Source organism: Stappia sp. ES.058, assembly GCF_900105595.1.
Classification (GTDB): Bacteria; Pseudomonadota; Alphaproteobacteria; order Rhizobiales; family Stappiaceae; genus Stappia.
This window is the reverse complement of sequence record NZ_LT629784.1, coordinates 290241-313375: the sequence shown is the minus strand read 5'-3', so window position 1 is coordinate 313375 and position 23135 is coordinate 290241. Positions and strand designations below refer to the sequence as shown.

24 protein-coding genes are annotated in these 23135 nt (G+C 63.5%); 7 read left to right on the top strand and 17 right to left on the bottom strand.

What is annotated here, in order from left to right; translation table 11 throughout:
* Positions 1–18 precede the first annotated feature (18 nt).
* The 4 genes from der to BLU32_RS01480 form a co-directional block, all read right to left on the bottom strand.
* On the bottom strand, positions 19–1443 hold the full coding sequence (gene der / locus BLU32_RS01495; RefSeq protein WP_371326949.1) for a ribosome biogenesis GTPase Der: 1425 nt from the start codon (positions 1441–1443) through the stop codon (positions 19–21).
* Between the two features lie 78 nt (positions 1444–1521).
* The gene (locus tag BLU32_RS01490; RefSeq protein WP_244501774.1) at positions 1522–2850 is read right to left on the bottom strand and encodes a PQQ-binding-like beta-propeller repeat protein; all 1329 of its coding nucleotides are present in this window, start codon (positions 2848–2850) and stop codon (positions 1522–1524) included.
* Positions 2847–3521, bottom strand: a complete 675-nt coding sequence (locus tag BLU32_RS01485) for a tetratricopeptide repeat protein (protein ID WP_093804665.1) — start codon at positions 3519–3521, stop codon at positions 2847–2849. The genes BLU32_RS01490 and BLU32_RS01485 overlap by 4 nt, the downstream gene beginning before the upstream one ends.
* Positions 3522–3718: 197 nt before the next feature.
* Complete coding sequence (locus tag BLU32_RS01480) at positions 3719–4294, bottom strand: NnrU family protein (protein WP_093804664.1); 576 nt, start codon at positions 4292–4294, stop codon at positions 3719–3721.
* 180 nt (positions 4295–4474) lie between these two features.
* Here BLU32_RS01480 and BLU32_RS01475 point away from each other — a divergent pair, with 180 nt between their 5' ends.
* The 4 genes from BLU32_RS01475 to BLU32_RS01460 all read left to right on the top strand — a co-directional run bounded on the left by BLU32_RS01475 (position 4475) and on the right by BLU32_RS01460 (position 6905).
* On the top strand, positions 4475–4816 hold the full coding sequence (locus tag BLU32_RS01475) for a TraR/DksA C4-type zinc finger protein (RefSeq protein WP_093804663.1): 342 nt from the start codon (positions 4475–4477) through the stop codon (positions 4814–4816).
* A gap of 61 nt (positions 4817–4877) precedes the next feature.
* The gene (locus BLU32_RS01470) at positions 4878–5183 is read left to right on the top strand and encodes a PilZ domain-containing protein (RefSeq protein ID WP_208976956.1); all 306 of its coding nucleotides are present in this window, start codon (positions 4878–4880) and stop codon (positions 5181–5183) included.
* A gap of 270 nt (positions 5184–5453) precedes the next feature.
* Entirely contained in the window at positions 5454–5663 is a 210-nt protein-coding gene (locus BLU32_RS01465) for a cold-shock protein (RefSeq protein WP_029058547.1), read from the top strand.
* A 198-nt stretch (positions 5664–5861) separates the two neighbouring features.
* Positions 5862–6905: a fatty acid desaturase gene (locus BLU32_RS01460; protein WP_093804662.1), complete on the top strand. Its 1044-nt coding sequence runs from the start codon at positions 5862–5864 to the stop codon at positions 6903–6905.
* Between the two features lie 40 nt (positions 6906–6945).
* Here the strand turns inward: BLU32_RS01460 and BLU32_RS01455 are convergent, their stop codons facing one another.
* The 10 genes from BLU32_RS01455 to gabT form a co-directional block, all read right to left on the bottom strand.
* Positions 6946–7878 carry a LysR family transcriptional regulator gene (locus BLU32_RS01455; RefSeq protein WP_197673679.1) on the bottom strand — a complete coding sequence of 311 codons (933 nt, stop codon included), beginning with the start codon at positions 7876–7878 and terminating at the stop codon, positions 6946–6948.
* A gap of 49 nt (positions 7879–7927) precedes the next feature.
* Entirely contained in the window at positions 7928–9361 is a 1434-nt protein-coding gene (locus tag BLU32_RS01450; RefSeq protein WP_093804661.1) for an aminobutyraldehyde dehydrogenase, read from the bottom strand.
* Positions 9362–9456: 95 nt separating this feature from the next.
* A complete protein-coding gene (locus tag BLU32_RS01445) occupies positions 9457–10506 on the bottom strand; it encodes an ABC transporter ATP-binding protein (RefSeq protein ID WP_093804660.1) in 1050 nt (349 codons plus the stop codon).
* 3 nt (positions 10507–10509) lie between these two features.
* On the bottom strand, positions 10510–11313 hold the full coding sequence (locus BLU32_RS01440) for an ABC transporter permease (protein ID WP_093804659.1): 804 nt from the start codon (positions 11311–11313) through the stop codon (positions 10510–10512).
* Entirely contained in the window at positions 11306–12130 is an 825-nt protein-coding gene (locus BLU32_RS01435; RefSeq protein WP_093804658.1) for an ABC transporter permease, read from the bottom strand. Before BLU32_RS01435 ends, BLU32_RS01440 begins: the two co-directional genes overlap by 8 nt.
* Before the next feature lie 97 nt (positions 12131–12227).
* On the bottom strand, positions 12228–13262 hold the full coding sequence (locus BLU32_RS01430; protein WP_093804657.1) for an ABC transporter substrate-binding protein: 1035 nt from the start codon (positions 13260–13262) through the stop codon (positions 12228–12230).
* 73 nt (positions 13263–13335) lie between these two features.
* Complete coding sequence (locus BLU32_RS01425; RefSeq protein ID WP_093804656.1) at positions 13336–13812, bottom strand: DUF3830 family protein; 477 nt, start codon at positions 13810–13812, stop codon at positions 13336–13338.
* A 113-nt stretch (positions 13813–13925) separates the two neighbouring features.
* Complete coding sequence (locus tag BLU32_RS01420; protein ID WP_197673678.1) at positions 13926–14669, bottom strand: gamma-glutamyl-gamma-aminobutyrate hydrolase family protein; 744 nt, start codon at positions 14667–14669, stop codon at positions 13926–13928.
* Between the two features lie 4 nt (positions 14670–14673).
* Positions 14674–16125, bottom strand: coding sequence for an NAD-dependent succinate-semialdehyde dehydrogenase (locus BLU32_RS01415; RefSeq protein ID WP_093804655.1), 1452 nt, complete (start codon positions 16123–16125; stop codon positions 14674–14676).
* 31 nt (positions 16126–16156) lie between these two features.
* A complete protein-coding gene (gabT, locus tag BLU32_RS01410) occupies positions 16157–17434 on the bottom strand; it encodes a 4-aminobutyrate--2-oxoglutarate transaminase (RefSeq protein ID WP_093804654.1) in 1278 nt (425 codons plus the stop codon).
* A 136-nt stretch (positions 17435–17570) separates the two neighbouring features.
* On the opposite strand from gabT, the gene BLU32_RS01405 reads away from it, so the two are divergent.
* Both BLU32_RS01405 and BLU32_RS01400 read left to right on the top strand, forming a co-directional pair.
* A complete protein-coding gene (locus tag BLU32_RS01405; RefSeq protein ID WP_172838514.1) occupies positions 17571–18488 on the top strand; it encodes a LysR substrate-binding domain-containing protein in 918 nt (305 codons plus the stop codon).
* Positions 18475–18792: a YciI family protein gene (locus tag BLU32_RS01400; protein WP_197673677.1), complete on the top strand. Its 318-nt coding sequence runs from the start codon at positions 18475–18477 to the stop codon at positions 18790–18792. Before BLU32_RS01405 ends, BLU32_RS01400 begins: the two co-directional genes overlap by 14 nt.
* A gap of 154 nt (positions 18793–18946) precedes the next feature.
* Here BLU32_RS01400 and BLU32_RS01395 read toward each other — a convergent pair whose 3' ends face one another.
* A complete protein-coding gene (locus BLU32_RS01395; protein ID WP_093804652.1) occupies positions 18947–19744 on the bottom strand; it encodes a class I SAM-dependent methyltransferase in 798 nt (265 codons plus the stop codon).
* A 632-nt stretch (positions 19745–20376) separates the two neighbouring features.
* Here BLU32_RS01395 and BLU32_RS01390 point away from each other — a divergent pair.
* Positions 20377–21141 (top strand): hypothetical protein, encoded by a 765-nt coding sequence (locus BLU32_RS01390; protein WP_197673676.1) that lies wholly within the window; start codon positions 20377–20379, stop codon positions 21139–21141.
* Positions 21142–21286: 145 nt separating this feature from the next.
* Here BLU32_RS01390 and BLU32_RS01385 read toward each other — a convergent pair whose 3' ends face one another.
* Together BLU32_RS01385 and BLU32_RS01380 are read right to left on the bottom strand one after the other, a co-directional pair.
* Complete coding sequence (locus BLU32_RS01385; protein ID WP_093804651.1) at positions 21287–22519, bottom strand: type II toxin-antitoxin system HipA family toxin; 1233 nt, start codon at positions 22517–22519, stop codon at positions 21287–21289.
* Entirely contained in the window at positions 22519–22896 is a 378-nt protein-coding gene (locus tag BLU32_RS01380; protein WP_048648545.1) for a helix-turn-helix domain-containing protein, read from the bottom strand. Before BLU32_RS01380 ends, BLU32_RS01385 begins: the two co-directional genes overlap by 1 nt.
* Between the last annotated feature and the right edge of the window lie 239 nt (positions 22897–23135).

Here is a 23135-nt window from a genome sequence, read left to right as displayed (position 1 = left end):
GCCCTGCCCGCGCCTAGCCTACTGGATCTTGCGCTTCTTGGCCTTGGCCGCATAGGGGTTTTCGCCCTTGCGGTAGCTTAGGCGGATAGGCGTCCCAGGCATCTCGAAGCGTTCCCGCAGGCCGTTGACCAGATAACGCGTGTAGCTTTCCGGCAGCGCCTCGGGACGTGAGCAGAACACGATGAAATGTGGCGGGCGCGCCTTCGCCTGGGTGATGTAGCGCAGCTTGATGCGGCGCCCGGCGACGGCGGGAGGCGGATGATGCACCAGCACCCCGTCGAGCCAGCGGTTAAGGCGCGAGGTGGAAATGCGCTTGTTCCACATGTCATAGGCCTTGAACGCCGCTTCGAACAGCTTGTCGAGGCCGCGTCCATGCAGACCTGACAGCGTCACGATCTTCACGTCGCGAATCTGGTTCAGATAGCGCTCGGCCGCGTCGTTCAGCTTTTGCATCGCCTCCGAACGGTCCTCGATCAGATCCCACTTGTTGATCGCGATCACGATCGCACGGCCTTCGCGCGCGCACAGCTCGATGATCTGCAGGTCCTGCTTTTCGAAGGAGACCGTCGCATCCAGCGTGACGATGACGACTTCGGCGAACTTGATCGCGCGAAGCGCATCCGCGACGGAGAGTTTTTCCAGCTTCTCCTGCACACGCGCCTTGCGGCGGATGCCGGCGGTGTCGAACAGCTTGACGTGGTGATCGCGCCAGATCCAGTCGACGGAGATGCTGTCGCGTGTGATCCCGGCTTCCGGACCAGTGAGCATCCGTTCCTCGCCGAGCAGGCGGTTGATCAGTGTCGACTTGCCCGCGTTCGGTCGCCCGACGACGGCAACGCGCAGCGGCTTTTCGGCCGTTCCGGCCGCAGGCCCCTTGTCTTCTTCTTCCGCATCCGGATCGAGGTCGACGTTCACATCGGCATTGGCGACGGCCTCCATCTCCGCTTCCGCATCCGCCGCGTCGACGATCGGCAACAGCGCGTCGTAGAGATCGGACAGCCCTTCACCGTGTTCCGCCGAAAGCGCGATCGGCTCGCCGAAACCGAGCCCGAAGGCCTCGTAGAGTCCCGGCTCTCCGGCGCGCCCCTCGGCCTTGTTGGCGACAAGGATCACCGGCGTGTCGCTGCGTCGAAGAAGATTGGCGAAATGGCTGTCGCTCGGGGTGACCCCGGCGCGTGCATCGACGACGAAGATCACCGCATCGGCATCCGCGATCGCCTCTTCGGTCTGGGCGCGCATACGGCCCTCGAGCGAGCGGGCATCCGCTTCCTCCAGACCGGCTGTATCCAGGATCGTGAACCGCAGATCGCCGAGGCGGGCGTCGCCGGCCCGCCGGTCACGGGTCACGCCCGGCGTGTCGTCGACCAGCGCCAGGCGCTTGCCGACCAGACGATTGAACAGGGTGGACTTGCCGACATTCGGCCGTCCGATAATGGCGATCATTGCAGGCACAGGTGCGTCATCCGATAAGCAGCCGCCCGGGCCCGGGCAGCCGCCTCGGGTGCGTACGCGGACCGCGGGTCAATTGAAGGCGACGACGTCGCCTTTCGATGTGATGGTGATCATGCGTCCACCGGCGATGATCGGCGTAACATAAATGTCTTCGGACGTCTCGGATGTTCCAAGGATCCGGCCGGACGCCGCATCGACGCGCACCAGCCGCCCGTCGCTCGACGCGGCGACAAGAACGCCGCTGGCAAGCACCGGACCGGCCCAGTTGATACGGGACTTCTTTCGACCCTCGACGTTCGGCAGCACCGTGCGCCACAGCGGATCGCCGGTCTTGCGGTCGAGCGCGACCATGCGATCCTCTATGTCGATCAAAAACACCGCATTGCCGGAGACGACCGGCGTGTGCAGCGATCCGACGTCCTGTTCCCACACCCGTTCACCGGTGGACAGGCGGCTTGCGACAAGACGCCCCGACACGCCGGAGGAATAGACCACGCCGTCTGAGACCACCGGGCTCGCGGCCACGTCGGAAAAGCCGGACACGGCCCGCGTGCGATAGGAGCGGGTCACGCCCTCGATCCACTTCGGCTCGCCGCTCTTGATGTCGAGCGCCATCACCTCGCCCGAGGTGAAGGGCACGATCACCATCCCGCCGGCAACGGCCGGGTTGGCGAATGCCAGCAGCCCGCTGTTTTCGGCAATGCCCGTGTAGGTCCAGCTTTCCTCGCCGTCGCCCTGCTTCATGGCATGGATTTCGCCGTTCTGGGTCACCGCGAAGACGTTGCCGCCGGAGGCGGCTGGCGCCTGGCGTGCCGGCGCGCCGATGTCCTTTGACCACAACACCCTGCCGGATGCGGCGTCGAGCGCTGCGAGCTGGCCATAGCCGGTCGCGGCGAACACGCGCCCGCCATCGACGGCGACGCCGCCGCCGGAGGCCACGTCACGCTCGCCCTCGGGGCGCAGCGAGCGGCTCCACAGGCGCCCGCCGTTGGTCGACAACGCGACCACGTCGCCGTTTTGCTTGTAGACGAAGATACGGCCGTCTGCGGAGACGGGGCGCGCCGTGGTGCGCACGCTTCCCGAAAACAGACCCGCTCCACCGCTTCCAACGGAAGAACGCCAAGAACGTCCGCCGGAAATATTGGCCGCGACGTTGCCGGGATTGTTGGCCGTGTTGCCGGCACCCTGGCTCCAGGCGACGGAGGACGCAGCCCCAACGCTTGCGCTGCGGGCGGTTTCACCGGCGAGCGGATCGGCGTTGTCGAACAGTGCCTCGCGTTCACCCGGAAGGATGTCTTCCTTGGAGAACGGATTGAGGTCGGAGACCGTCTCGCATGCCGAAAGCGCAAGCGCCGCACAAAGCAGCGTCGCCCATTTGAACGCAGACACCGTCATCATGAATCAGCCTTGTCGTCTGGGGTTCCCTCGGCGGCGTTCAGCAGGTCGAGCACTGTCCGGGCACGGGTCGCCACATCACTCGGCGCCCCTTCCTGCTCCAGGATGCCGTTGATCCAGCGCCGCGCATCGGCGGGATTTCCCGCCTTCCAGGCACCCAGCGCGAGCGCCTCGCGCGCCAGATACCGCAATGCTTTGTCGTCGCCGGCCAACGGCTCGAGCCGATCGGCCGCGCCGGAGAAGTCCTGCGTGTCGAGCGCGACATAGCCGGCCCGAAGGCGCGCAATATCACGCAGGGCGTCGTCTTCGCCGCTGTCGGCGGCAATCGCGTCAAAGCCGGCAATCGCTTCGGCAGGGTTGCCGGCTTCCGCCTCCAGCCCCGCGGCGCGAAGCCGCGCGAGGGCCGGATAACCGCCCGGCGCGTCCGACAGGTCACCGAGACGGGCTTGCGCGTCCGCGAACTTGCCCTCTTCCGCAAGCCGCACGGCCTGCACGAAGACGTCGCCGGAGGCCCGCGCTTCCGTCTCGCGCCAGTAGACCCAGCCACGATAGGCGGCCGTCCCAACGACGATCAGAACGGCCAGGCCGATCAGATACGGTCCGAACCGGTCCCACAGGCGCTTATAGCGCTCGTGCCTGATTTCCTCGTCGACCTCGCGAAAAATGTCCGACATACGCTGCGTTTTCCCGAAAACAATCCATGGAGCGCACGACCCGTGCCGCGCGGCGCCACCATATCCATTTGACCTGACACTGGCAAACAGCCTTTGAGGGCCGTCAAAGCCAGCGAACGAACCGTTTCTTGCCCCGTCTCACCTGCTTGCGTTGCGCGTCTTGATGGCACAAGTGAGGCGCGCACGAGGGACTGTGGCTAGATGACCGGAACGCCGATCAGCCACATGTGGAGATAGACGACGAAGGCCGCATAAAGGCCGAGGCCGACGACCACCGAAATCGCGTCACCGGCGACCGACTTGCGCAGCGCACCGGCACCGCCGATGTCGCCGCGTTTCTTGAGAGAAATGCGGTCGACGACACCCCAGGCGAGAAACCCGCCGAAGAGCAACACGGAGGCCGCGTCGCCATTCGCCAGCAGATGGGCAAGGGCCCAGATCTTGACGGCGAGGATCATCGGATGCTTGACCCGCGCCTTGATGTGGCCGGTGGGCGCATAGGCGGCGACAAGCAGCACGAACACCGGCAGCATCAGCAGCATGGTGATGTGGCTCGTCCAGACCGGCGGATTGTACAACAGGGCCGGCCCGGCGGCGCGCGCCATGCCGTAGCCATAGACAATCAGGACAAGACCCAGAAGCGACGCAAGGGAAAAGACCCCCTTGTAGCCCAGGTCGCCCAGGCGGGCGCGCATACGGCCGCGCAGGTCAGGCTTCATGGGCAGGGCATGAACCCCTAAAAAGATGATCAGTCCGGCTATCAGCATCGTCATGAGTTGGCTCCACCCTCGCGGTCGAAAGGGACGCAAGTCTTCAAGGGAATGCCTGTCCGCGCGCCGTCGGTCAAGCGAAGGCTTGCGCAGCGTCACGGCCAAACAGCATGATCACCCCATTGCGCGAAGGCCGCGGCTGTGGAACCTTTGCGACCGTCGTGTGCAGTGGGACCCACATCGATGTTCGAGCCGGAAGAGTCACGTAAGGCGCTGATTGCGCGCAAGCGCGAGATCGAGGAGTTGAGCGCCATGGCGCGCGACGCCCGCGATGTCGTTGCCCTCGATCAGCAGTCCGTCGGGCGGTTGTCACGAATGGATGCCATGCAGGGGCAGGCGATGGCGCAGGCATCAGAGCGCCAGCGCCTCGCGGAGATCAGACGGATCGATGCCGCATTGCAACGGATCACAGCGCAGACTTATGGAGAGTGCCTGTCATGTGGCGAAGATATCCCGCAGGGCCGCCTTGACGCGGATCCGGCCGCATCGCTGTGCATAGCCTGCGCCGCATCAGCGTCCGGATAGGAGCGCGAAATTGCCCGATTGCGGGCGCAATGAGGCCGAAGAGGGATAGGAAGATCGGGCAATGACGACAGTTGACGACCATGCCGAGCGGGGCCAACGCACGATGACTGACCGAAACCGGCGCAGCAGTCCACGACACCGCACGCTGAAGAGCGGCAAGATCGTGCTGGCCAATCACACAGTCGTCTATGACTGCCGCGTGCGCAACCTGTCAGACGACGGGGCCCTGCTCAAGTTGCCGAACACGCTCGACATACCGGAGCGCTTCGAGTTGCGCATCGTCAACGAGGACATCCAGGTCAATGCTGTCGTGCGCTGGCGCACCGCCACCGAACTCGGTGTCCAGTTCGAACGCGACGGCGAATAATACTGTCGGCTCAACGGCTGTATCGCGCCAACTCCAGAGCCCCCGCGCCCGATGCCGGATGCCATAAACCAACCTGCGAAAATAATTTTTTTTACATCTTATTTTGAACACCGATTGGGGCTATAAGCTCGGTATCGATCTTGCTGGTAGAACTTTGTTACCGTGCTTCGGCGCTACGACGAACTTCCTTCTCAATGTCGATCCTAACCGCCGACCGTGCGGTGTTCGCATGGTTGGCACTTCTCTGTGACCGATTGAAAGGAAATCGTCATGAACACTGGTACCGTTAAGTTCTTCAACACCACCAAAGGCTTCGGCTTCATTCAGCCGGACAACGGCGGCCCGGACGTGTTCGTCCACATCTCCGCCGTCGAGCGCGCTGGCCTGCACACGATCGTGGAAGGCCAGAAGCTGTCCTTCGACGTCGTCAAGGACAGCCGTTCGGGCAAGAGCGCTGCGGACAACCTGCAGGAAGCTTGATTTACCGACTTCGATCCGCGACCGTTATCCGGTGGGCGCGATCGTCGGTAATCCAGAAAGGCCGGGCATCGCCCGGCCTTTTTTCGTTCATGCGCGACACGTGCGGACATCATGCCGCGCGAAACCGCATCTCCCCTGTCTTGATCGCGCCGTGCCGGCATGCCACATCAAGGTCAACGCCTGGCTCCAGAGGTATTCATGCACGCATCCCCGACAGACAACGCCACGAAGGCGGCCGAGGCCCGGGCCTGGGGCAAGATCCTGATGCAATACCGCGCGCCGAGCACGCTGCGGAGCTGTCTCGAAATCGTCCTCACGGCCGTGCCATTTGCCGGGCTTTGGGCGCTGAGCGCATTCGCGGCGATCCATGGACAGTGGTGGGGACTTCTGCTGACGATCCCGGCGGCCGGGTTTCTGGTGCGACTGTTCATCGTCCAGCACGACTGCGGTCACGGCTCGCTGTTTTCCCGGCGCTCCGCCAACGACTGGGTCGGCCGGGTGATCGGCGTATTGACCCTCACCCCCTATGACTACTGGCGGCATACGCACGCCGTGCACCATGCGACGGCCGGCAACCTCGACCAGCGCGGCATCGGCGACGTCGACACGCTCACGGTCGCCGAATACCAGGCGCTTTCGCGTTTCGCCAAGCTCCGCTACCGTCTTTACCGGCATCCGCTGGTCATGTTCGGCCTTGGCCCCGCCTGGCTGTTCGTATGCCAGTACCGGCTTCCCATCGGCCTGATGCGTGCCGGCGCGCGCCCCTGGATCTCGACGCTTTCGACCAATCTCGCCGTCGCCCTTCCGGTCACCCTTCTCATCTGGCTGATTGGCCTTGGTCCTTTCTTGATGGTGCAGATCCCGATCACGCTGATGGCGGCAACCGGCGGCGTCTGGCTGTTTTACGTTCAGCATCAATTCGAGGGAACGCATTGGTCGCAGTCCAACGACTGGACGTTCCAGCATGCCGCGCTGCATGGCAGTTCGCACTACGATCTGCCCGCCGTGCTGCGCTGGTTCAGCGGCAACATCGGCATCCATCACGTGCATCACCTGTGTTCAAAGGTCCCGTTCTATCGCCTGCCCGAGATCCTGCGCGATCACCCGGAACTCGGGCGTATCGGGCGCATCACGCTCTGGCAGAGTTTTTCCTGCGTCAAGCTTGCGCTCTGGGACGAGGCGCAAAACCGGCTCGTTTCCTTTCGCGATGCGCGCGCAGCGGCTCAAGCCGTGCCGGCCTGATACGCACGACACGACCCGGCGCGGCCTGTCTATGGCCGCGTCAATCGATCCAAACCATGTCGGGCGTGACCCTCGTGCAATAGTCGGCGGCACAGTGTTTCGCCTGACGCACGATCTGTGCGATGAACTCCTGACGCAAGCTCGCCTGATAAGAGGCGATGATCGGCATCGGCGGAAAGCGCTTGGTGACGGTGATGGTGTTGAGAAGCCCCATTTCCAGCTCGCGCCAGATGGTCACGGTCGGCACCGCCCCGACACCGAAGCCGTCGATCAGAAGATTGATGATCGCGAACAACGAGTTGCAGCTGGTTAACTTGGAGGCCAGCGCCTGTTCGTCGTGAAAGTAGGGCGCGACCATCTGATAGGGTGGCGAGTTTTTCGGAAACGAGATGATCGGCAGGTCGGCGAGGCTTGCGACCGAATAGACCCGGTCGGGATCGATCAGCTTCGGAGATCCGGCCCAGCTCATCTGAAACACGCAGGCGGTGTAGCTGCGAAAGCCCTCGTCGAGCACCGGATGCAGGCAGAAGACCAGGTCGAACTCACCCTTGCGCATGCCGGAAACAAGCGGCTTGGTGCCATCCACCGTCAGTTCGATCTTCAGTCCGGGGAATTGCTGGTGCAGGGCCTCGATCAACTGCGGCATCCAGGTCGAGGACACCGAATCGATCGCGCCGATGCGCAGGGGCTCGTGGCTGTGGTGATCCGCGCCGGCAAGAGAATCCTTCAGCGCATCGATATCATCCAGCACCGTCTCGAAATGCTGCAGCACGCGTTCTCCGTCGGCGGTGAGCGCGAAGCGCCCGTCGCCGCGGATCACAAGCCGGCACCCCAGCTCGCGCTCGATCGACGCCAGCCGGCTGGAGATCGCCGGCTGGGTGGTGTTGAGTTCGTCGGCCGTGCGTCCGAAATGGCGATTTCGTGCCAGCACGACAAAGGTTTTCATGTCCAGGAGACGCATGCGGTCATTCATATCACGAATCCATCCGCTTTCCGCGCAAGGCGCCTGGAACTCTGACGGATCAGGACGCGATCATCACGTGCCGCACCTGGGTGTAATCGACAAGCGACTGCATCGAGAGATCGGAGCCGTAGCCCGAGTTCTTCATGCCGCCATGCGGCATCTCGGTGGCGAAGACGCCATGCGTGTTCACCCAGGTGATTCCGTATTCCAGTGCATTGGCGATATGAAGTGCCGCCTGCCCGTCGCGCGACCAGACCGAGGATGCAAGACCGTACTCCGATGCGTTGGCCCAGGAAAGCGCCTGTTCGGGCGTCTCGAACGGTGTCAGCGTCACCACCGGGCCGAAGACTTCCTTCTGGACGATCTCCGCGTCGATGGGCGCGCGCACCAGCGTCGGCTCGTGGAAGAAGCCCGGCCCCTCGACGATCTTCCCGCCGGCGAGGATCTCGGCACCCGAGGCGCGCGCGCGCTCGACAAACCCGGCCACCCTTTGCTGCTGGGCCTCGCTGATCAGGGGACCGAACTCGACGTCGTCTCGCTCCGGCTCGCCATAGACGAGGCTCTCGATCATCGCCGTCAGCTTTTTTGCAAGTTCGTCGGCGACCGATGCATCTACCAGCACCCGGCAGGCCGCCGTACAATCCTGTCCGGCGTTGTAGAAGCTCGCCTCGCGCATCGTCGAGACGACGGCATCAAGGTCGGCGTCCTTCAGCACGATCACCGGCGCCTTGCCGCCAAGCTCCAGATGGGTACGCTTGATGGTGTCGCCGGCGGCCGCCTTCAGAACCGCGCGCCCGGTGCGCACGTCGCCGGTGAGCGAGATCATGCGCACCAGATCGTGCGAGATCAGTCGCTGGCCGACGTCCGGGCCGTTGCCGCTGATGACGTTGACCACGCCCTTGGGAAGGATCTCGCCAAGAATGCGGGCGAAGGCCAGAAGGCTGAGCGGGGTGTTTTCAGACGGCTTGATCACCACGGTGTTGCCGGCGGCAAGAGCCGGCGCGAGTTTCCAGGCCGCCATCAGCAGCGGATAGTTCCAGGGCGCGATGGAGGCGATCACGCCGATCGGATCGCGGCGCAGCATGGAGGTCATCGTGTCGGAGCGATAGCCGTTGGCGGCAATCGCCGGCATGTTGCGGACAGCCGTCGCAAAGAAGCGGAACACATCGGCGACATTCGCCAGTTCCGCCAGCGCGACGAAGCGGCGCGGCTTGCCCGCATTGAGCGATTCCACTTCCGACAGTGTCTTGGCATTGGCTTCCACCGCATCCGCGATCGACCACAGCAGACGGCTGCGCTCCTTCGGCGTGGTGCGCCGCCACGTCGCGAAGGCCGCGTGGGCGGCCTCCACCGCGTCGTCCACCTGCGCGGGACTTGCGGACGCGACCTCGGCCAGAACCGTGCCGCGTGCGGGATCGCGTGCCGGCTCAGGGGCACCCTCGCCTGGGACAAAGGCTCCGTCAATGAACTGGCGGGTCTCGAAATCGGTCATGATCGGCTGTCTCCATGAATGCGATGGGACGCGCCCGCTGAAGCCGACATGAGCCGCAGCAGCGCCTTTGAAAATATGGCGTCGGAGCTATTGCGTCAGTCGCGCGGCAGGACGCGCACGCGCGCCGGATCGATCCCGAGGCCGACGCGCGCGCCGCTTTCAAAAACGTCCTCGGTTCCGGTCAACACGCGGACCTCGTGACCGGCGACCTTGACGACGTAACGATTGCGCGCGCCGAGATAGATGCGCGCGGCCACGGTACCGGCGAGCTCGCCCTCGCCCTCGGCACACAGGGTCATATCCTCCTGGCGCATTGCCAGCGTGACGTCCCCGCTCTCGCCCGCACCCGTCTCGATCGGGATGACCTGGCCGTCCTCCAACGTCGCGGCGCGACCGTCGGAGGTCTTTGACAGCGTCGCGGGCAGGAGGTTGGCCGCCCCCAGGAAGTTCGAGGCGAACCCCGTCACCGGATTGGAGTAGATTTCGCTCGGAGCGCCTTCCTGCTCGACCTTGCCCCCGTTTAAAAGCACGACCCGGTCGGACAAGCTCAGCGCCTCTTCCTGGTCGTGGGTGACGAAGATCGACGTCAGCCCGAGCCGCTTGTGGATCTCGATCAGTTCCACCTGCATGTCCTCGCGCAGCCGGGCGTCGAGGTTGGACAGCGGCTCGTCGAGAAGAAGCACCTGGGGGCGCGAGACGATGGCGCGCGCCAGCGCCACGCGCTGCTGCTGGCCGCCGGAAAGCTGGGTCGGCTTGCGGCCGGCGAGATGGCCGAGCTGCACCGTCTCCAGTGCGTCGCGCACCTTCTCCGCCTGTTCCTCGCGGCTGCCGATCTTGCGCATGCGCAAGGGGAAGCGGACATTTTCCGACACGGAGAGATGCGGCAGCAGCGCATAGGACTGGAACATCATGGAGATGTCGCGCTTTTCCGGCGGAAGTTGCGTCACGTCGCGTCCGGCGATCTCGACCGCGCCGCTGGTCACGCCTTCCAGGCCGGCGACAATGCGCAGCAAGGTTGTCTTGCCGCAGCCCGACGCGCCAAGCAGGCTGATGAATTCACCCGAGGCGATGTCGAGCGTGATCCCGTGCAGAACCTCGACCTGGCCGAAGGACTTCTTGATCTGTGTAAGACGGACATCGGCCATGGGTCAGGCACTCGCAAATTTCTGGACACCGAGCATGCGGTCGATAACCAGGATCAAGGTGATGGTAAGGGCGATCATGATGGTCGAGACAGCGGCGACCGACGGGTCGGGACTGAACTCGAGCTGGCCGTAGATCTGCACCGGCAGCGTCGTCAGGCCGGGCTTTCGCAGGAACAGCGCCAGCACCGCCTCGTCGAAGGAAATGTTGAAGGCAAAGAACGCCCCGGCGATCAGGCCCGGCTTGCACTGGGGCACGACCACCAGCCACAACCGCTGGAGGCGGCTTGCGCCCATCGTCTGGGCAGCCTCCTCCAGGAAGGGATCGGATTCCGACAGGACGGCCAGCGTGGTGCGCACCACATAGGGAATGGTAACGACCGTGTGACTGAGCCACAGCGTGACGATGGACACGGGGCCGAAGATCGCACTCCACAGCATCAGCATGCCGATGGCGTAGATGATTGTCGGCAAAACCAGCGGCGACAGGAAGAACGTCGCAAGCGCACCGGAAAACGGCAGCTTGCGGCGATGCAGGGCGATCGCCGCCGCCCCGCCGACGAAGGTTGCGGTGAGCGTGACGAGGATCGCCACCCTGAGGCTGATCCAGGCAGCGCCGACATAGGCGTCGGACCCCAGGACCTCCTCGTACCAGCGCAGCGAAAAGCCTGACGGCGGGAAGGCGATGAACTGGCTTTCGGAGACCGACACGCCAACGACCACGACCAGCGGCGCCAGCAGGAAGACCGCCGTCAACACAACAAACACCATGGTGGCGATGCGCAGCGGCGTCGAGATGGACTTAACCATTTGAGCGGCCTCCGGCGAGACGGGCGTAGGGGACGAGAATGAGCAGGATGCCGACGAAGAGAATCACCGCCTGGGCAGCCGCGAAGGGCCAGTCGAGCGTCTGTGTCACCGAGCGGTAGATCGAGGCAGCCAGCACCTGAATGCGCGCGCCGCCCAAGAGGTTCGGCGTGACAAAGGAGCTGGCAGAGAGCGTGAAGACCAGCAGCGATCCGGCGATGATGCCGGGCACGGCAAGCGGCAGCACCACCGTGCGCAGGGACTGCAGGAAGGAGCAGCCCATGGTGCGCGCGGCTTCTTCAAGGCGCGGATCGATGCGCGTCACGATACCCAGGATCGACAGCGTCATGAAGGGCAAGAGCACCTGCACCATGCCGATGACGATGGCCGTTTCCGTCTGCATGATCGCGAAATTGCGCCCGACGAGCCCGAGGTCGCGCAGGACGTCTGGGATCAGCCCGGAGCGTGACAGGAGCACCATCCAGCCGAAGGTGCGCACCACCACGCTGGTCATCAGCGGCAGGATGACGAGCACGATCAGCCAGAGCCGCAACCGGGGTCCGACACGCGCCATGATATAGGCGAGCGGAAAGCCGATGGCCGCGCAGATCAGCGTGATCAGGACGGACAGTCGCACGGTGCGCCACAGCACGTTGAGATAATAGGGGTCACCCAGGAAACGGGTGAAATGGGCGAGTGTCGGCCCGTCGTCGCCGGACACCGACAGGATCAGCATCTGGGTGATGGGAACGAAGAACGCCAGGGCCAGCAATAGAAGGCCGGGCATGACCAGCAGCGTGTTTTCCGCGCGATCGTTCATCGGGGTCCCTTGCGTCTTGCCGGCGCCGCGCCAGCGCGTTTGAAGAACGGCCGCCGCATGGCGTGGATGCCACGCGGCGGCCGAAGGCGGTCATGCCTCAGCGGGCGATGGTGCGATTCCAGGCATCGACCCATGCCGACCGGTTGGCCTCGATCATCGTCGGATCGAACCGCAGCAGGCCGGCAACGGCGGCTTCGCCGTAGGCCACGTCGGCCGCGACTTCATCGGACAGCTCCACCGTCTTGTTGGTGGGCGAGTAGCGCAGCGCGTCGGCGAAGCATTCCTGCGCCGCGCGCGAGATCGACATGTCGATGAACTTCAGCGCCAGGTCCTGATTGTCGCGACCGGCGACCAGGTTTGCGGTGATGAAGCTCGCCGGCGTGCCTTCCTCGCCCTGCACGAAGGCCGACGGCAGGCCCGCCTTGCGCAGCGTGAAGGCATAGTCGGAGGCATAGGGAGCCACCCAGGCATCGTTCTGGGCGAACTCCTGCTGGATCTCCGGCGAAGTCGACACGACGATAGCGCCATTGTCGAGCAGTTCGCTCACGGCATCGAGACCCGGCTGGATGTCGTCCAGCGTGCCGCCGCGCACCTTGTTGAGCATCAGGAAGCCGAGCATGCCGTAGCCGTTGGAGATATCGGTCAGCACGATGTGATCGGAATAGGCCTCATCGAAGAGATCGACCCATTTCGCCGGCTTTTTCGGCGCCGTCTCGGCATTGTAAACGAGGCCGATCGCGGCGATCGAATAGGCCGGACCCTCGCCGGCGGCAAGGTTGGTCTTGGCGATGTCATAAAGGTTTGCCGCGTTCGACAGGCTGGCCGGATCGATCGGCGACAGCAGTCCCTCCTTGGCACCGACGATTTCCTGACCGCCGGAGAAGTGAATGACGTCGAACTGCGGCGCGTCCTTCTGGGCACGAAGCTGGGCAAAGGCGTCCGCGGAATAGGCGGTCACGATCTGGACGGTCGCGCCGGTTTCTTCCTCGAACGGGCTGATGATGCACTGGCGGTGCGCTTTTTCATAGGCGCCGCCGAAGGAATTGATGGTGATGGTCTCGCCGGCGGCAAACGCGCCGGTCGCCATCAACGCCGCAAGGCCGGATGCGGCAAATGTCGTAATTACCTTCATGGCAGAGGTCCTCTCTGGTTTTTTGGCAGTCGAGACGGATGCGGCCCGGCACAGTCGGGCCGCATCCGTCGGATTACACGAGGCGACCGAGCTCGATCGTCTTCATGCCGTCCTTGCGGATCAGCCCGCACTGCTCGGCGACGGCGTCGAGGCCTTCGGTCATCCGGGCGAAATATGTGCAGGGGATCCAGCCGGTGGGGCCGAACGTGCGACCGCCAACGCCGTAGAACATGCCGATTTCCCAAAACTCGTCGGGATCGATCTTGAAGAAGTTCTTCGGCTGATAGAACCACAGCATATCGCCGGGTTCGGGGTAGACGGTCTGGTTTTCCGGGGGAAGGGCCGTGGGGTCGAAGGTGCGGGCGCTTTCGGGAAGGCCCATCATGATTTCGGGACCCGAGAAAATAGCGTGGCTGGCCGGCACCTGGATCGGGGTCTCAAGGGCACCCCAGATTGCCTTGCAGGTCTCCGGAGCGTTTTCCCAATAAAGGGAAATGATCCCCTGAACGCCAGACTCGATAAATTTCAGATAGAGCTTCTTGTCTGTCATAGCACCTTCACCGTTATCAGATACCAGCATTTCAGGGCATCAACGGCTATGTGTCCAATTCGAATGCAGAATTTGCGCGATAGAATAATTTTATCGAGTGGGCAAAACGCTCATCACATCGCGGCGCGCGCGACAGCACCGACATGACGCCAGAAAGCCATGTCGTGCGCGCGCCCCTCCGGCTGCCATTCGGGATGCCACTGCACGGCGAGCAGGGACGACGCGCCGTCTTGCGACGACACCGCCTCCACAACGCCATCGCTCGATCGGGCCTCGACGCGCAGGCCGGGGGCAAGCCGGTCAACGCGCTGGAAGTGAACGCTGTTGACGCGACGCAACCCCGCCCCCACGACCCCTTCCAGCACACCGCCAGGTTCAGCCGTGACATCGTGCCCATGGGCGAACATCTCGGCGAGATCGACACCGTCGGGCGCATGATGCGAGGGACCGGACCGTCCCGCTGCCCGCTCGTCGATCAAGGTGCCGCCCAGCGCGACATTGATCTCCTGCAGTCCCCTGCAAACGCCGAAAAGCGGCGTGTTCGCCGCCATCGCTGCCGCGATCAGGCCGGCCGCGGTCTCGTCGCGATGACGATCGTGGGGCGGCGCGGCGGCCACGTCCCTGGCATAGCGGGACGGCTCGATGTTGGAATTCGAGCCTGTCAGCAACACGGCATCGACCCTCGCGACCAGGGCGGCCGCGTCATCCGCATCGCCCATCGCCGGCGCGATGACAGGGATCGCATCGCAGTAACGGGCAACCGCATCGAGATAGCGCCGCTTGACGATGCTCGCCGCCTCGCCCTCGACCTCGCGGACGCAGGCGATGACGGCAATCACGGGTTTTGTCTGCATCATGGGGTCAAAGCTCCAGGCCACCGATCACCCCATATTTCAGCTCGGTGAACTCCGCAATACCGTGATGCGATCCTTCGCGCGCATTTCCGCTCTGCTTGACGCCGCCGAAGGGTGCAAGCTCGGACGACAGCACGCCTGTGTTGCATCCGACCATACCGAACTGCAGACGCTCCAACATCCGGTAGGTGCGCGACAGGTCGCGAGTGAAGAAATAGGCAGCAAGCCCGGCGTCGCTGTCGTTGGCCGCCGCCAGCACCTCCGCCTCGCTCTCGAAGGCAAAGACCGGCGCGATCGGTCCGAAGGTCTCGCTGCAGGCCGCCAGCATGTCGGCGCGCATGCCGGTCACCACGGTCGGCTCGAAGAAGGTTTGTCCAAGCGCATGCCGCTTGCCGCCGGTGACGAGCGTGCCGCCCTTTTCCAGCGCATCCGCGACATGCGCCTCGACCTTCTCCACCGCGGCCATGTTGATCAGCGGTCCCTGCTGGACGCCCGGCTCGCGCCCGTCGCCAACTTTCAAGGACTTCACGGCGGCGGCAAGACGCTCCACGAAGGCGTCGTGAACACCCGACTGAACATAGATCCGGTTCGCGCAAACGCAGGTCTGGCCCATGTTGCGAAACTTGGACGCGATCACGCCGGCCACGGCCGCATCGAGATCCGCATCGTCGAAGACGATGAAGGGGGCGTTGCCGCCAAGCTCCAGCGCGACCCGCTTCATACCGTCGGCAGCCCCGCGCATCAGGTGCTTGCCGACCGCCGTCGAGCCCGTGAAGCCGACGAGACGCACATCCTCATGCGACAGGAAGACATCGCCGATGGCCGGCGCGTCGCCGGTGATCACGTTGAGAACGCCGGCCGGCACCCCGGCGCGGTCGGCAAGGCGCGCAAGCGCAAGTGCGGTGAGCGGCGTTTCGGGAGCCGGCTTCAACACCACAGCGCAGCCGCAGGCGAGCGCCGGAGCGACCTTGCGGGTGATCATGGCCGCCGGGAAGTTCCACGGCGTGATCACCGCGACGACGCCGATCGGCTGGCGCAACACCATCGCGCGGGCGTTGCCAGCGGCGGCCGGGATCACCTCGCCAAGGATGCGCTTGGCTTCTTCCGCGTAATACTCGATGTAGGAAGCGGCATAGTCGATCTCGCCCAGCGCCTCGGCAAGCGGCTTGCCCTGTTCCGCCGTTAGAAGCGCGGCGAGCGCCTCGCGGTTCTCCAGCACAAGGTCGTACCAGGCCCGCAGGATGCGCGCGCGGGTCTTGACGGTCTCCGCGCCCCAGGGCCCGAGCGCGGCGGCGGCCGCATCGACGGCGCGCTGTGCGCCGGCAGCGCCGAGATCGGGAACATGGGCCAGCGTATCGCCACACGCCGGGTCCGTGACCGGGGTCGTGCCCTCGCCCTCCCAGGCGCCCCCGACCAGGCAGCGGGTTTCAAGCACGGCGGAATAGGGTGTGTCAGCCATTGCGGTAACTCCGTTTCGCTCAGGGTGTCGATCAGGGATTGAGGGCAAGTTCAAGCAGGCCAAGCCCTTCGTCGAGCACGGCGTCCTGGACGGTCAGTGGCACCAGAATGCGGATCGTGTTGCCATGGATGCCGCAGGTGAGAAGAAGCAGGCCGGCGTCGAGCGCCCGCGCGGCGACCTGTTTCGCCGCCGCCGCGTCCGGCTTGCCGTCGGCGTCCACAAGGTCAAAGGCGATCATCGCGCCCGCTCCGCGCAGCCCGCCGATGGAAACGCCGGCGGTGTTTTCCGCAAAAGCCGAAAGCCTCTGCTTGATGCGCGCACCCATGTCGTCGGCCCGGGCGAGAAGACCCTCGTCCTCGATCACCTCCAGCACGGCGAGCGCGGCCGCACAGGCGACCGGATTGCCCGCATAAGTGCCGCCGAGACTGCCCGGTGCCGGCTTGTCCATGATCTCGGCGCGCCCGACCACACCCGACAACGGAAACCCGCCAGCCAGAGACTTGGCGACGGTGATCAGGTCCGGGGAAACGCCCGAATGTTCGATGGCGAACCACTTGCCGGTGCGCGCGATACCGGACTGGATCTCGTCCGCGATCAGCACGATGCCGTGACGCGTGGCGATCTCGCGCAAGGCCTTGAGCAACTCCGCCGGGGCCTCGTGGAACCCGCCCTCGCCCTGCACCGGCTCGATGATGATCGCCGCCACATCGCTCGGCGCGATATCGGCGCGGAACAGACGATCGAGCGCGGCCAGCGAGTCGGCAACGCTCACCCCTTCAACGGCAAAGGGAAACGGCAGATGGTGCACCCCGGCTGGTCCGATTCCCAACCCGTCGCGGTACGGAGACACCTTGCCGGTCAGCCCCATGGTCAGATGCGTGCGCCCGTGAAATGCGCCGGTAAAGGCGATGGCGCCGGGGCGGCCGGTTGCCGCGCGCGCGATCTTGATGGCGTTTTCGACAGCTTCGGCCCCGGTGGAGAAAAACGCGCTGCGCAGTTCCCCGTCGATGGGGGCCAGCGCGTTCAGCTTCTCGGCGAGCGCCACATAAGGCTCGTAGGGCATGATCTGAAAGGCGGTATGGGTAAAGGCGTCCATCTGCGACCGCGCGGCCGCGATCACGCGCGGATGCAGATGACCCGTGTTGAGCACCGCGATGCCGCCAGCAAAATCGATATAGCGCCGGCTCTCGACATCCCAGACCTCACTGTTCAGCGCGCGATCTGCATAGATTGCTGTCGCATTGGCAATGCCACGCGGCACGGCGGCGTTGCGACGGGCGGCGAGGGCAGCATTCGTCCTGGCGGTCATGGTGGCTCCATCGGTCAAGCAGGGACACAGTGTCATGCACCGCTGTAGCAGCGCGCCGGCTCGAATGGAGCCGCGATTGCACCAGCCACCCCGGTGCACTAGGGTTTCCACTCCCGCCATTCGGACCGACCCGCCCATGCCGCTTCCCGCCCTGCCCCCGCTCCATCTCGTGCGTGCGCTTCATGCCGTTGGCCACAGCGGAAGCATCCGCAGGGGCGCCGCCGCGCTCGGCCTGTCGCACACGGTGGTGAGCCGGCACTTGCGCGCGCTGGAGGCCTGGGTGGGAGCAAAGCTGCTTGAGCGCACCCCGCGCGGCGCGCGACTGACGCCGGAGGGGGAAACGGTATTCGCGGCCACCGAGACGGCCTTTGCCGCCCTGTCGGGCGCGTTTGAAACCATTGCGCCGCGCGGCGTGCCGACAAGCCTTCGGGTCTGGGCCATGCCGGGGCTTGCCGGGCGCTGGCTCGGTCCCCGACTTGCCGAGATCGAACGACTTCTGCCCGGTCTCGACGTTTCGATCCGTGCAACCGAAACACCCCCGGATTTCGAAGCTCATGAAGCGGATCTCTTCATCGGCTTTGCGCCTGACAACGCCCTTCCCGTCAACGCGGAGCGGTTGGTCACACCCAGAATGTTCCCGGTCGCCAGTCCCGCCTGGCTTGCACGCAACGGACGCCCCGCCAGTCTTTCCGCGCTTGCCGGCCAGTCGCTTATCCATGAGCGCGACCACAGTCAGTGGGAGCGCTGGCTCACGGCGGCCGGTGTCGAACCCTCGGCTCCCCTGTCGGGACCCAAACTGTGGACCGCAAGCCTTGGACTGGATGCGGCGGCCGCTCATCAGGGCATTGCCCTTGCAACGCAACTATCGGTGGCACGCGAAATCGGCGAAGGTCAGCTTGTGGAGCTGTTCGACACCGACATCGCGACAGGCAGTTACTTCCTGCTCGCCGCGCCGGAACGAAGAAACAAGTCGCCGGTGCTGGCTTTCCGCGAATGGCTTGGGAGACAACTGAACACCGATACGGAAACGGAGACCGGGAATGACATCGAGTGAACCTGCCAACACCCTGTTCGTGATCGACTTGACCTACACCGTATCGCTCGAACGCATCGATGCGCTGCACGAAGAACACGTTGTCTTCCTGGAGAAAGGGTACGAGGCTGGATTGTTTCTGTTTTCCGGTCCGAAGGAGCCGCGCGACGGCGGCGTCATCATCGCATGCGCCGCCTCGCGCGCGCTGATCGAAACCTACCTCCGGGAAGATCCGTTCCACCGCGAGAGCTGCGCGGACTATGCCATCACGGAGTTCCACCCGCGCATGGTCGCCGACTGGATCCCGCGGTCGCGGCTGCGCTAGTGGAGCGAATTTGACATTTGAGTCCCGTTTGCGGCGAGGCTCCTGATCAAATGTCAAATTCAAAAGCTCCACTAGGGGGAAGCCGAAAACGGTTCTGCGGTCGTCGTCCGGGCAAGCGGGTCGCGCCCCGAAACGGGCGCGGCACAGAGATCGCTCAGTCCGGCTCCCGGCGTACCGCATCCGAATGCTTTCTGACGATCAACTGATAGTCGAAGCAGATTATTTCCAGGCAGTCGCGCTTCAGGCGCAAAAACGCATTGATGGCACCGGCCGGATTGTCCATCTCCCGATCGTAATACACCCAGAAATAATCGTCGAAGATCAGAACGCCTCTGTCGCGCAACATCTCGAAACAGTTCACGGCGTCAACGATGACATCGTCGCTGTGATGCGACCCGTCGATGAAGATCAGGTCGTAGGGATCCTTGATGTCGGCGAGACTGTAGAAGGAAAGCGACGTGCCCTTGTATTTTTCGTATCGACCGGCGAACACAGACAGATTGGCATCGAAGGTCTCCTCCACCCGTTCCAGCGCCTTTGTCGTTGCGTAGTGGCCGCTCTTGTGTTCGTCGGACCCTTCCCAGGTGTCCACGCATGTCCATCGCGAATCGCTCATGGTCCTCAGGAAGAAACTGGTTGAAACCCCTTGCCAGCAACCAATCTCCAGACAGTTCAAACCTGTCCTTTCCGCCAGTCCTGTCTTGTCCATGGCACGCAAAAGAGTCGGGATGCTTCCGCTGAACCAGTCCTGGTCGAACTTCAGGTTCTGCAAGCTGAGCCTGAAGTCATCGCGGGCGCTCCTGTAGCGCTGTCCCGCTTCGGAGGAACGTTCGAACCGCTTGCGGAAAAGATCCGACAGGAAATGGGCGCGCACCACCCAGAACGGCGCGTTGGTGCGACGCATCAAGCGGGCTTTCCACAGAGCGTATTTCCAGGCGCGAAGATTTATCATTTTATCTTTCGACCTTCGGCTGGCGCGCGCCTTGACGGCTGCAACACAAACGGACCGTGTGCGAAAGACGCGTCAATCCGCATCCTGTTCCGCAATCGGCGTGGACCGACTGGACCCGCGTCAGCCGACGACGTTGCCGCCAGTTATGCGAAGATGCAAATACGCCCGGGCTCAAGACGGGCGGGACGTCGCGCACAGGTCATGCGTTTTCGAACCTCGCATCGCAAATGCCTGCCGGATCCCGCTCATTCCCACTCTAATATTTTTTCCGTCCTAAGGAATTGATTTTCCTGCAGAAAAACTTCATTTCGGTGCCCAGATCCGTGACACAGGCCGTCAAAAAGTTATCCTTTTGATTTTGTTGATTTTTCCGGAAACTTTTGCACAGAAAAAAATCTGTGAACTATCGGCATCTATCGGCCGTTTCCCGGTGAGGCATAGACCTCAGACCTCGAATCTTTTTCCCTCGATAAAGTACCGTCAAAATCAGCGAAATCAATGCAGCCAGCACCATCCTTAATCGCTGAGGAGGCCTGCCTCCTCTTATGTTCAAGAACAGGCTAACCCAAAATCGGGGACAACTCAGGTTGCACGTCATTACCCCCCAGTCGGCCGTCCGCCGACGGTCCCAAATGACCCAAGGGCTGGATATAGGTGCGCGTGCGATCCCGGTCGGCTACGCCGGTTCGATTGAATGGGGCTTCCTGGAAAATCGCGCCTTTCTGCGCGCGGCCCATCGCGTCGTCCTGTCGCAGCTCCGGCTTGGCCAGCGCAAGGACGCTGTACGACTGATGGAAAAGATGCTGGCCTGGAATCCCAACGACAATCAGGGCATCCGCTACCTGATTGGCTCGGAATATCTGCGGGCTGGCGAAACGGCAAAGGCCGAGTGCATCTTCACGGATGAAGCCGCACACTACCCGCCTTATTACTATGAGCATGCGCTGCTGCACCTGAAGGCCGGTGATCCCGTCTCTGCCGCGACTAAGCTGCGCCATGGTTTTGTCGCGAACGGCTATATCGCAGAGATGTTGTCAGGGAACCCGGAGCCGGCGGCGCTTGCGATTTGGCACGGCTCGAACCTTGCCGAACCGGAGACGGCTCGCAGCTATCTGGATCAGTGCGGCGACCTTTGGCAGCGAACGCCAGGTGCGGTCGCCTTTGTACGTTGGCTGCACACGCATCCCAAAGTCCTCGCCGAAAGGGCCGCGGTCCTCGAATGCCAGGAGGCGCTGTTGTGGGAGCACGACTTTGAAAAACGGCAAGCGTTGGTCTTGAGAGAGGAGGCAGCACGCGCACGGATAGATGACGTTCTTTCGGCGGAGATCGTTCGGAAGAAGCCCGACCGTCACGGGCGCCTGATCGAACCATGGCCATATCAACGCACGCGTTTTTGAAGCCTTGAGTACGGTGCCCCGGCTTCATGGTTCTTTGGTTCGTCCCATGACCATCGAAGCAGCGTAACCAGTGTTCATGAGGCAGATCTGCCCTCGAAGCCGATCATTTTTGACTAATTATCTGAATTTATCCGTCAGATATGACTTAAAGAGCGTACGCCGTTTCCATCTCAGCGCCGACGAAAGCAGCCTCATAGTCACGCGCCAGCGCGCCGGAGACGCCAACCTGCCTAAAGGCTTCCCGCCATCCGTCCGAAATGCGCTGCGCCATGTTCCGGATCGTCTCCCGTGCCTCTGCGTCGGGAATCTCGAAAAACTCGCAGGATTCCAGTGCGAGGTTGATCGACCGATCATGGGCGCCGCCTTCGAGGATCGCTGTCTCGAGATGCGGGTTGCGATCAGGCGCCGGGTTCACATCGAATACCGGCGACAAGCGCCACTGACCCGCCCCCACATAGAGGAACCCATGGTTCTTTAGATGATCGTCCTTGTTGGACACGAGGATCGTGAAGATCAGACGCCGGTAGAGTTCGCGGAAATCGTCGGAAGGATCGGGTGAATAAGACCGCATGAAATCGACGATCTCCGTATAGGAGCCCAGTTCCACCCCCGTCTTGCCGAGTGCGGTGCGCGCGGAGATGTAGGGAATCCGTGAGGCCCCGCGTCGGTCGAACCGCTGGATCAGTGCAACTGGAAACGGCGTGTCCGCCAGTTCCAACCGCGCCTCGGGTGTACGGATACCGCAGGCTGCCGCCAGGCGCAGCGTCGCGACCTCGACCCGCTCGATCGGCTGCTGATCGTGGACGGAAGTGAACTTCGCCAGCCACAGCGCGTCGCCGTCCCTGACATTGGCTTTGGGGCGAGCGCCGCCGGAGCCGCCCGCGCCGGCGAGCGCCTGCATCTGCTCGGGCGAGATTTCCTTGCCTTGCTCATAAGCCCACGCGATCGCCGTGATGGTTTCGAGATCGACCAGACGCGGAATGGCGTCCGCTGCCTTGCCGCGAATGACCTCGCCCTTGTCATCCAGAAAGCGCAATGCGCCTTGCCGGCAGGCATCGTCGGAAAGCGTCAGATACTCGAATTCGTTGAGACCGTTGCCATAGGCGCGTTCGAGCAGCCTGCGCCCCCAACTGTCCGGAGCCGCATCCGCGAAAACGCCGGCCAATGCGTCGCGCATGTTGCCGGGCTGTCGCGAAGTGTGGAACGGGCCGGCCTCAAGAGGGAAATCGGGCTGTATGGCGAAGGAGCGCGGGTTTTCGATCCATTCGGTACCATAAGCGAAAGTCGAGAATTGCCGCGGCCCGGTATGGGTGAAACGCAACTGGCCCACCGATGTTCTGCTTTCGCCAAGCGCGACGTGAGCGAAGAAATCGGCCATCAGAAGGAAGCGCCGTCAGGGTCCACAACATCCTGCCGATCCTGCGTCTCCTCTGTCTGAGCCTTCTGCTTTTTCAGCCTTGCCGCGAAGGAGCGGCCCCGGCGCGGTCCATGCTCCGCTGCCAGCGCCAGCCCCAGATCGTCCTTGCGGATATCGACCAGGTCAGCAAGCCGCTCCAGAAGGCCGAGCACAACGAGAACGTCGGCAAGCGTTCCGATGGCAACGCCGGGATCACCTCGTTCAAGGCGGGCGATGGAACTTGGCGAGGTTCCCGCACGCACGGCGAGATCCGCCACGGCGATGCCACGCCGCAGACGCGCGTTGCGGATATCCTGGCCCAGCCGTTCCAGTGCTGGTTTCGCCTTGGGGGAACCCATATCAATCATCCATATTTGATGGAATTCCGTCAACAAACGATCATATATGACAAATTATGCTATTGGTCAAGATTTCTAGCCAGTGCCCCCAGCAGCGCGAGCGTTTCGGTTTGATATTTGCGGCCAGAAGGTGGGGAAGGCTTTCCCCTGCGTCCGAGCCTTGGGTCTCGGCCGACCCCTTCGAGCGGGGAGATCCCCGCAACGCCACCAGAGTGAGAGAGCGGATCGGTTTCCGTGAC

Excerpts from the sequence above, each read along its gene's own strand:
- der (WP_371326949.1), bottom strand. The coding sequence starts at position 1,443 with ATGATCGCCATTATCGGACGGCCGAATGTCGGCAAGTCCACCCTGTTC.
- BLU32_RS01490 (WP_244501774.1), bottom strand. The coding sequence starts at position 2,850 with ATGATGACGGTGTCTGCGTTCAAATGGGCGACGCTGCTTTGTGCGGCG.
- BLU32_RS01485 (WP_093804665.1), bottom strand. The coding sequence starts at position 3,521 with ATGTCGGACATTTTTCGCGAGGTCGACGAGGAAATCAGGCACGAGCGC.
- BLU32_RS01480 (WP_093804664.1), bottom strand. The coding sequence starts at position 4,294 with ATGACGATGCTGATAGCCGGACTGATCATCTTTTTAGGGGTTCATGCC.
- BLU32_RS01475 (WP_093804663.1), top strand. The coding sequence starts at position 4,475 with ATGTTCGAGCCGGAAGAGTCACGTAAGGCGCTGATTGCGCGCAAGCGC.
- BLU32_RS01470 (WP_208976956.1), top strand. The coding sequence starts at position 4,878 with ATGACGACAGTTGACGACCATGCCGAGCGGGGCCAACGCACGATGACT.
- BLU32_RS01465 (WP_029058547.1), top strand. The coding sequence starts at position 5,454 with ATGAACACTGGTACCGTTAAGTTCTTCAACACCACCAAAGGCTTCGGC.
- BLU32_RS01460 (WP_093804662.1), top strand. The coding sequence starts at position 5,862 with ATGCACGCATCCCCGACAGACAACGCCACGAAGGCGGCCGAGGCCCGG.
- BLU32_RS01455 (WP_197673679.1), bottom strand. The coding sequence starts at position 7,878 with ATGAATGACCGCATGCGTCTCCTGGACATGAAAACCTTTGTCGTGCTG.
- BLU32_RS01450 (WP_093804661.1), bottom strand. The coding sequence starts at position 9,361 with ATGACCGATTTCGAGACCCGCCAGTTCATTGACGGAGCCTTTGTCCCA.
- BLU32_RS01445 (WP_093804660.1), bottom strand. The coding sequence starts at position 10,506 with ATGGCCGATGTCCGTCTTACACAGATCAAGAAGTCCTTCGGCCAGGTC.
- BLU32_RS01440 (WP_093804659.1), bottom strand. The coding sequence starts at position 11,313 with ATGGTTAAGTCCATCTCGACGCCGCTGCGCATCGCCACCATGGTGTTT.
- BLU32_RS01435 (WP_093804658.1), bottom strand. The coding sequence starts at position 12,130 with ATGAACGATCGCGCGGAAAACACGCTGCTGGTCATGCCCGGCCTTCTA.
- BLU32_RS01430 (WP_093804657.1), bottom strand. The coding sequence starts at position 13,262 with ATGAAGGTAATTACGACATTTGCCGCATCCGGCCTTGCGGCGTTGATG.
- BLU32_RS01425 (WP_093804656.1), bottom strand. The coding sequence starts at position 13,812 with ATGACAGACAAGAAGCTCTATCTGAAATTTATCGAGTCTGGCGTTCAG.
- BLU32_RS01420 (WP_197673678.1), bottom strand. The coding sequence starts at position 14,669 with ATGATGCAGACAAAACCCGTGATTGCCGTCATCGCCTGCGTCCGCGAG.
- BLU32_RS01415 (WP_093804655.1), bottom strand. The coding sequence starts at position 16,125 with ATGGCTGACACACCCTATTCCGCCGTGCTTGAAACCCGCTGCCTGGTC.
- gabT (WP_093804654.1), bottom strand. The coding sequence starts at position 17,434 with ATGACCGCCAGGACGAATGCTGCCCTCGCCGCCCGTCGCAACGCCGCC.
- BLU32_RS01405 (WP_172838514.1), top strand. The coding sequence starts at position 17,571 with ATGCCGCTTCCCGCCCTGCCCCCGCTCCATCTCGTGCGTGCGCTTCAT.
- BLU32_RS01400 (WP_197673677.1), top strand. The coding sequence starts at position 18,475 with ATGACATCGAGTGAACCTGCCAACACCCTGTTCGTGATCGACTTGACC.
- BLU32_RS01395 (WP_093804652.1), bottom strand. The coding sequence starts at position 19,744 with ATGATAAATCTTCGCGCCTGGAAATACGCTCTGTGGAAAGCCCGCTTG.
- BLU32_RS01390 (WP_197673676.1), top strand. The coding sequence starts at position 20,377 with ATGACCCAAGGGCTGGATATAGGTGCGCGTGCGATCCCGGTCGGCTAC.
- BLU32_RS01385 (WP_093804651.1), bottom strand. The coding sequence starts at position 22,519 with ATGGCCGATTTCTTCGCTCACGTCGCGCTTGGCGAAAGCAGAACATCG.
- BLU32_RS01380 (WP_048648545.1), bottom strand. The coding sequence starts at position 22,896 with ATGGGTTCCCCCAAGGCGAAACCAGCACTGGAACGGCTGGGCCAGGAT.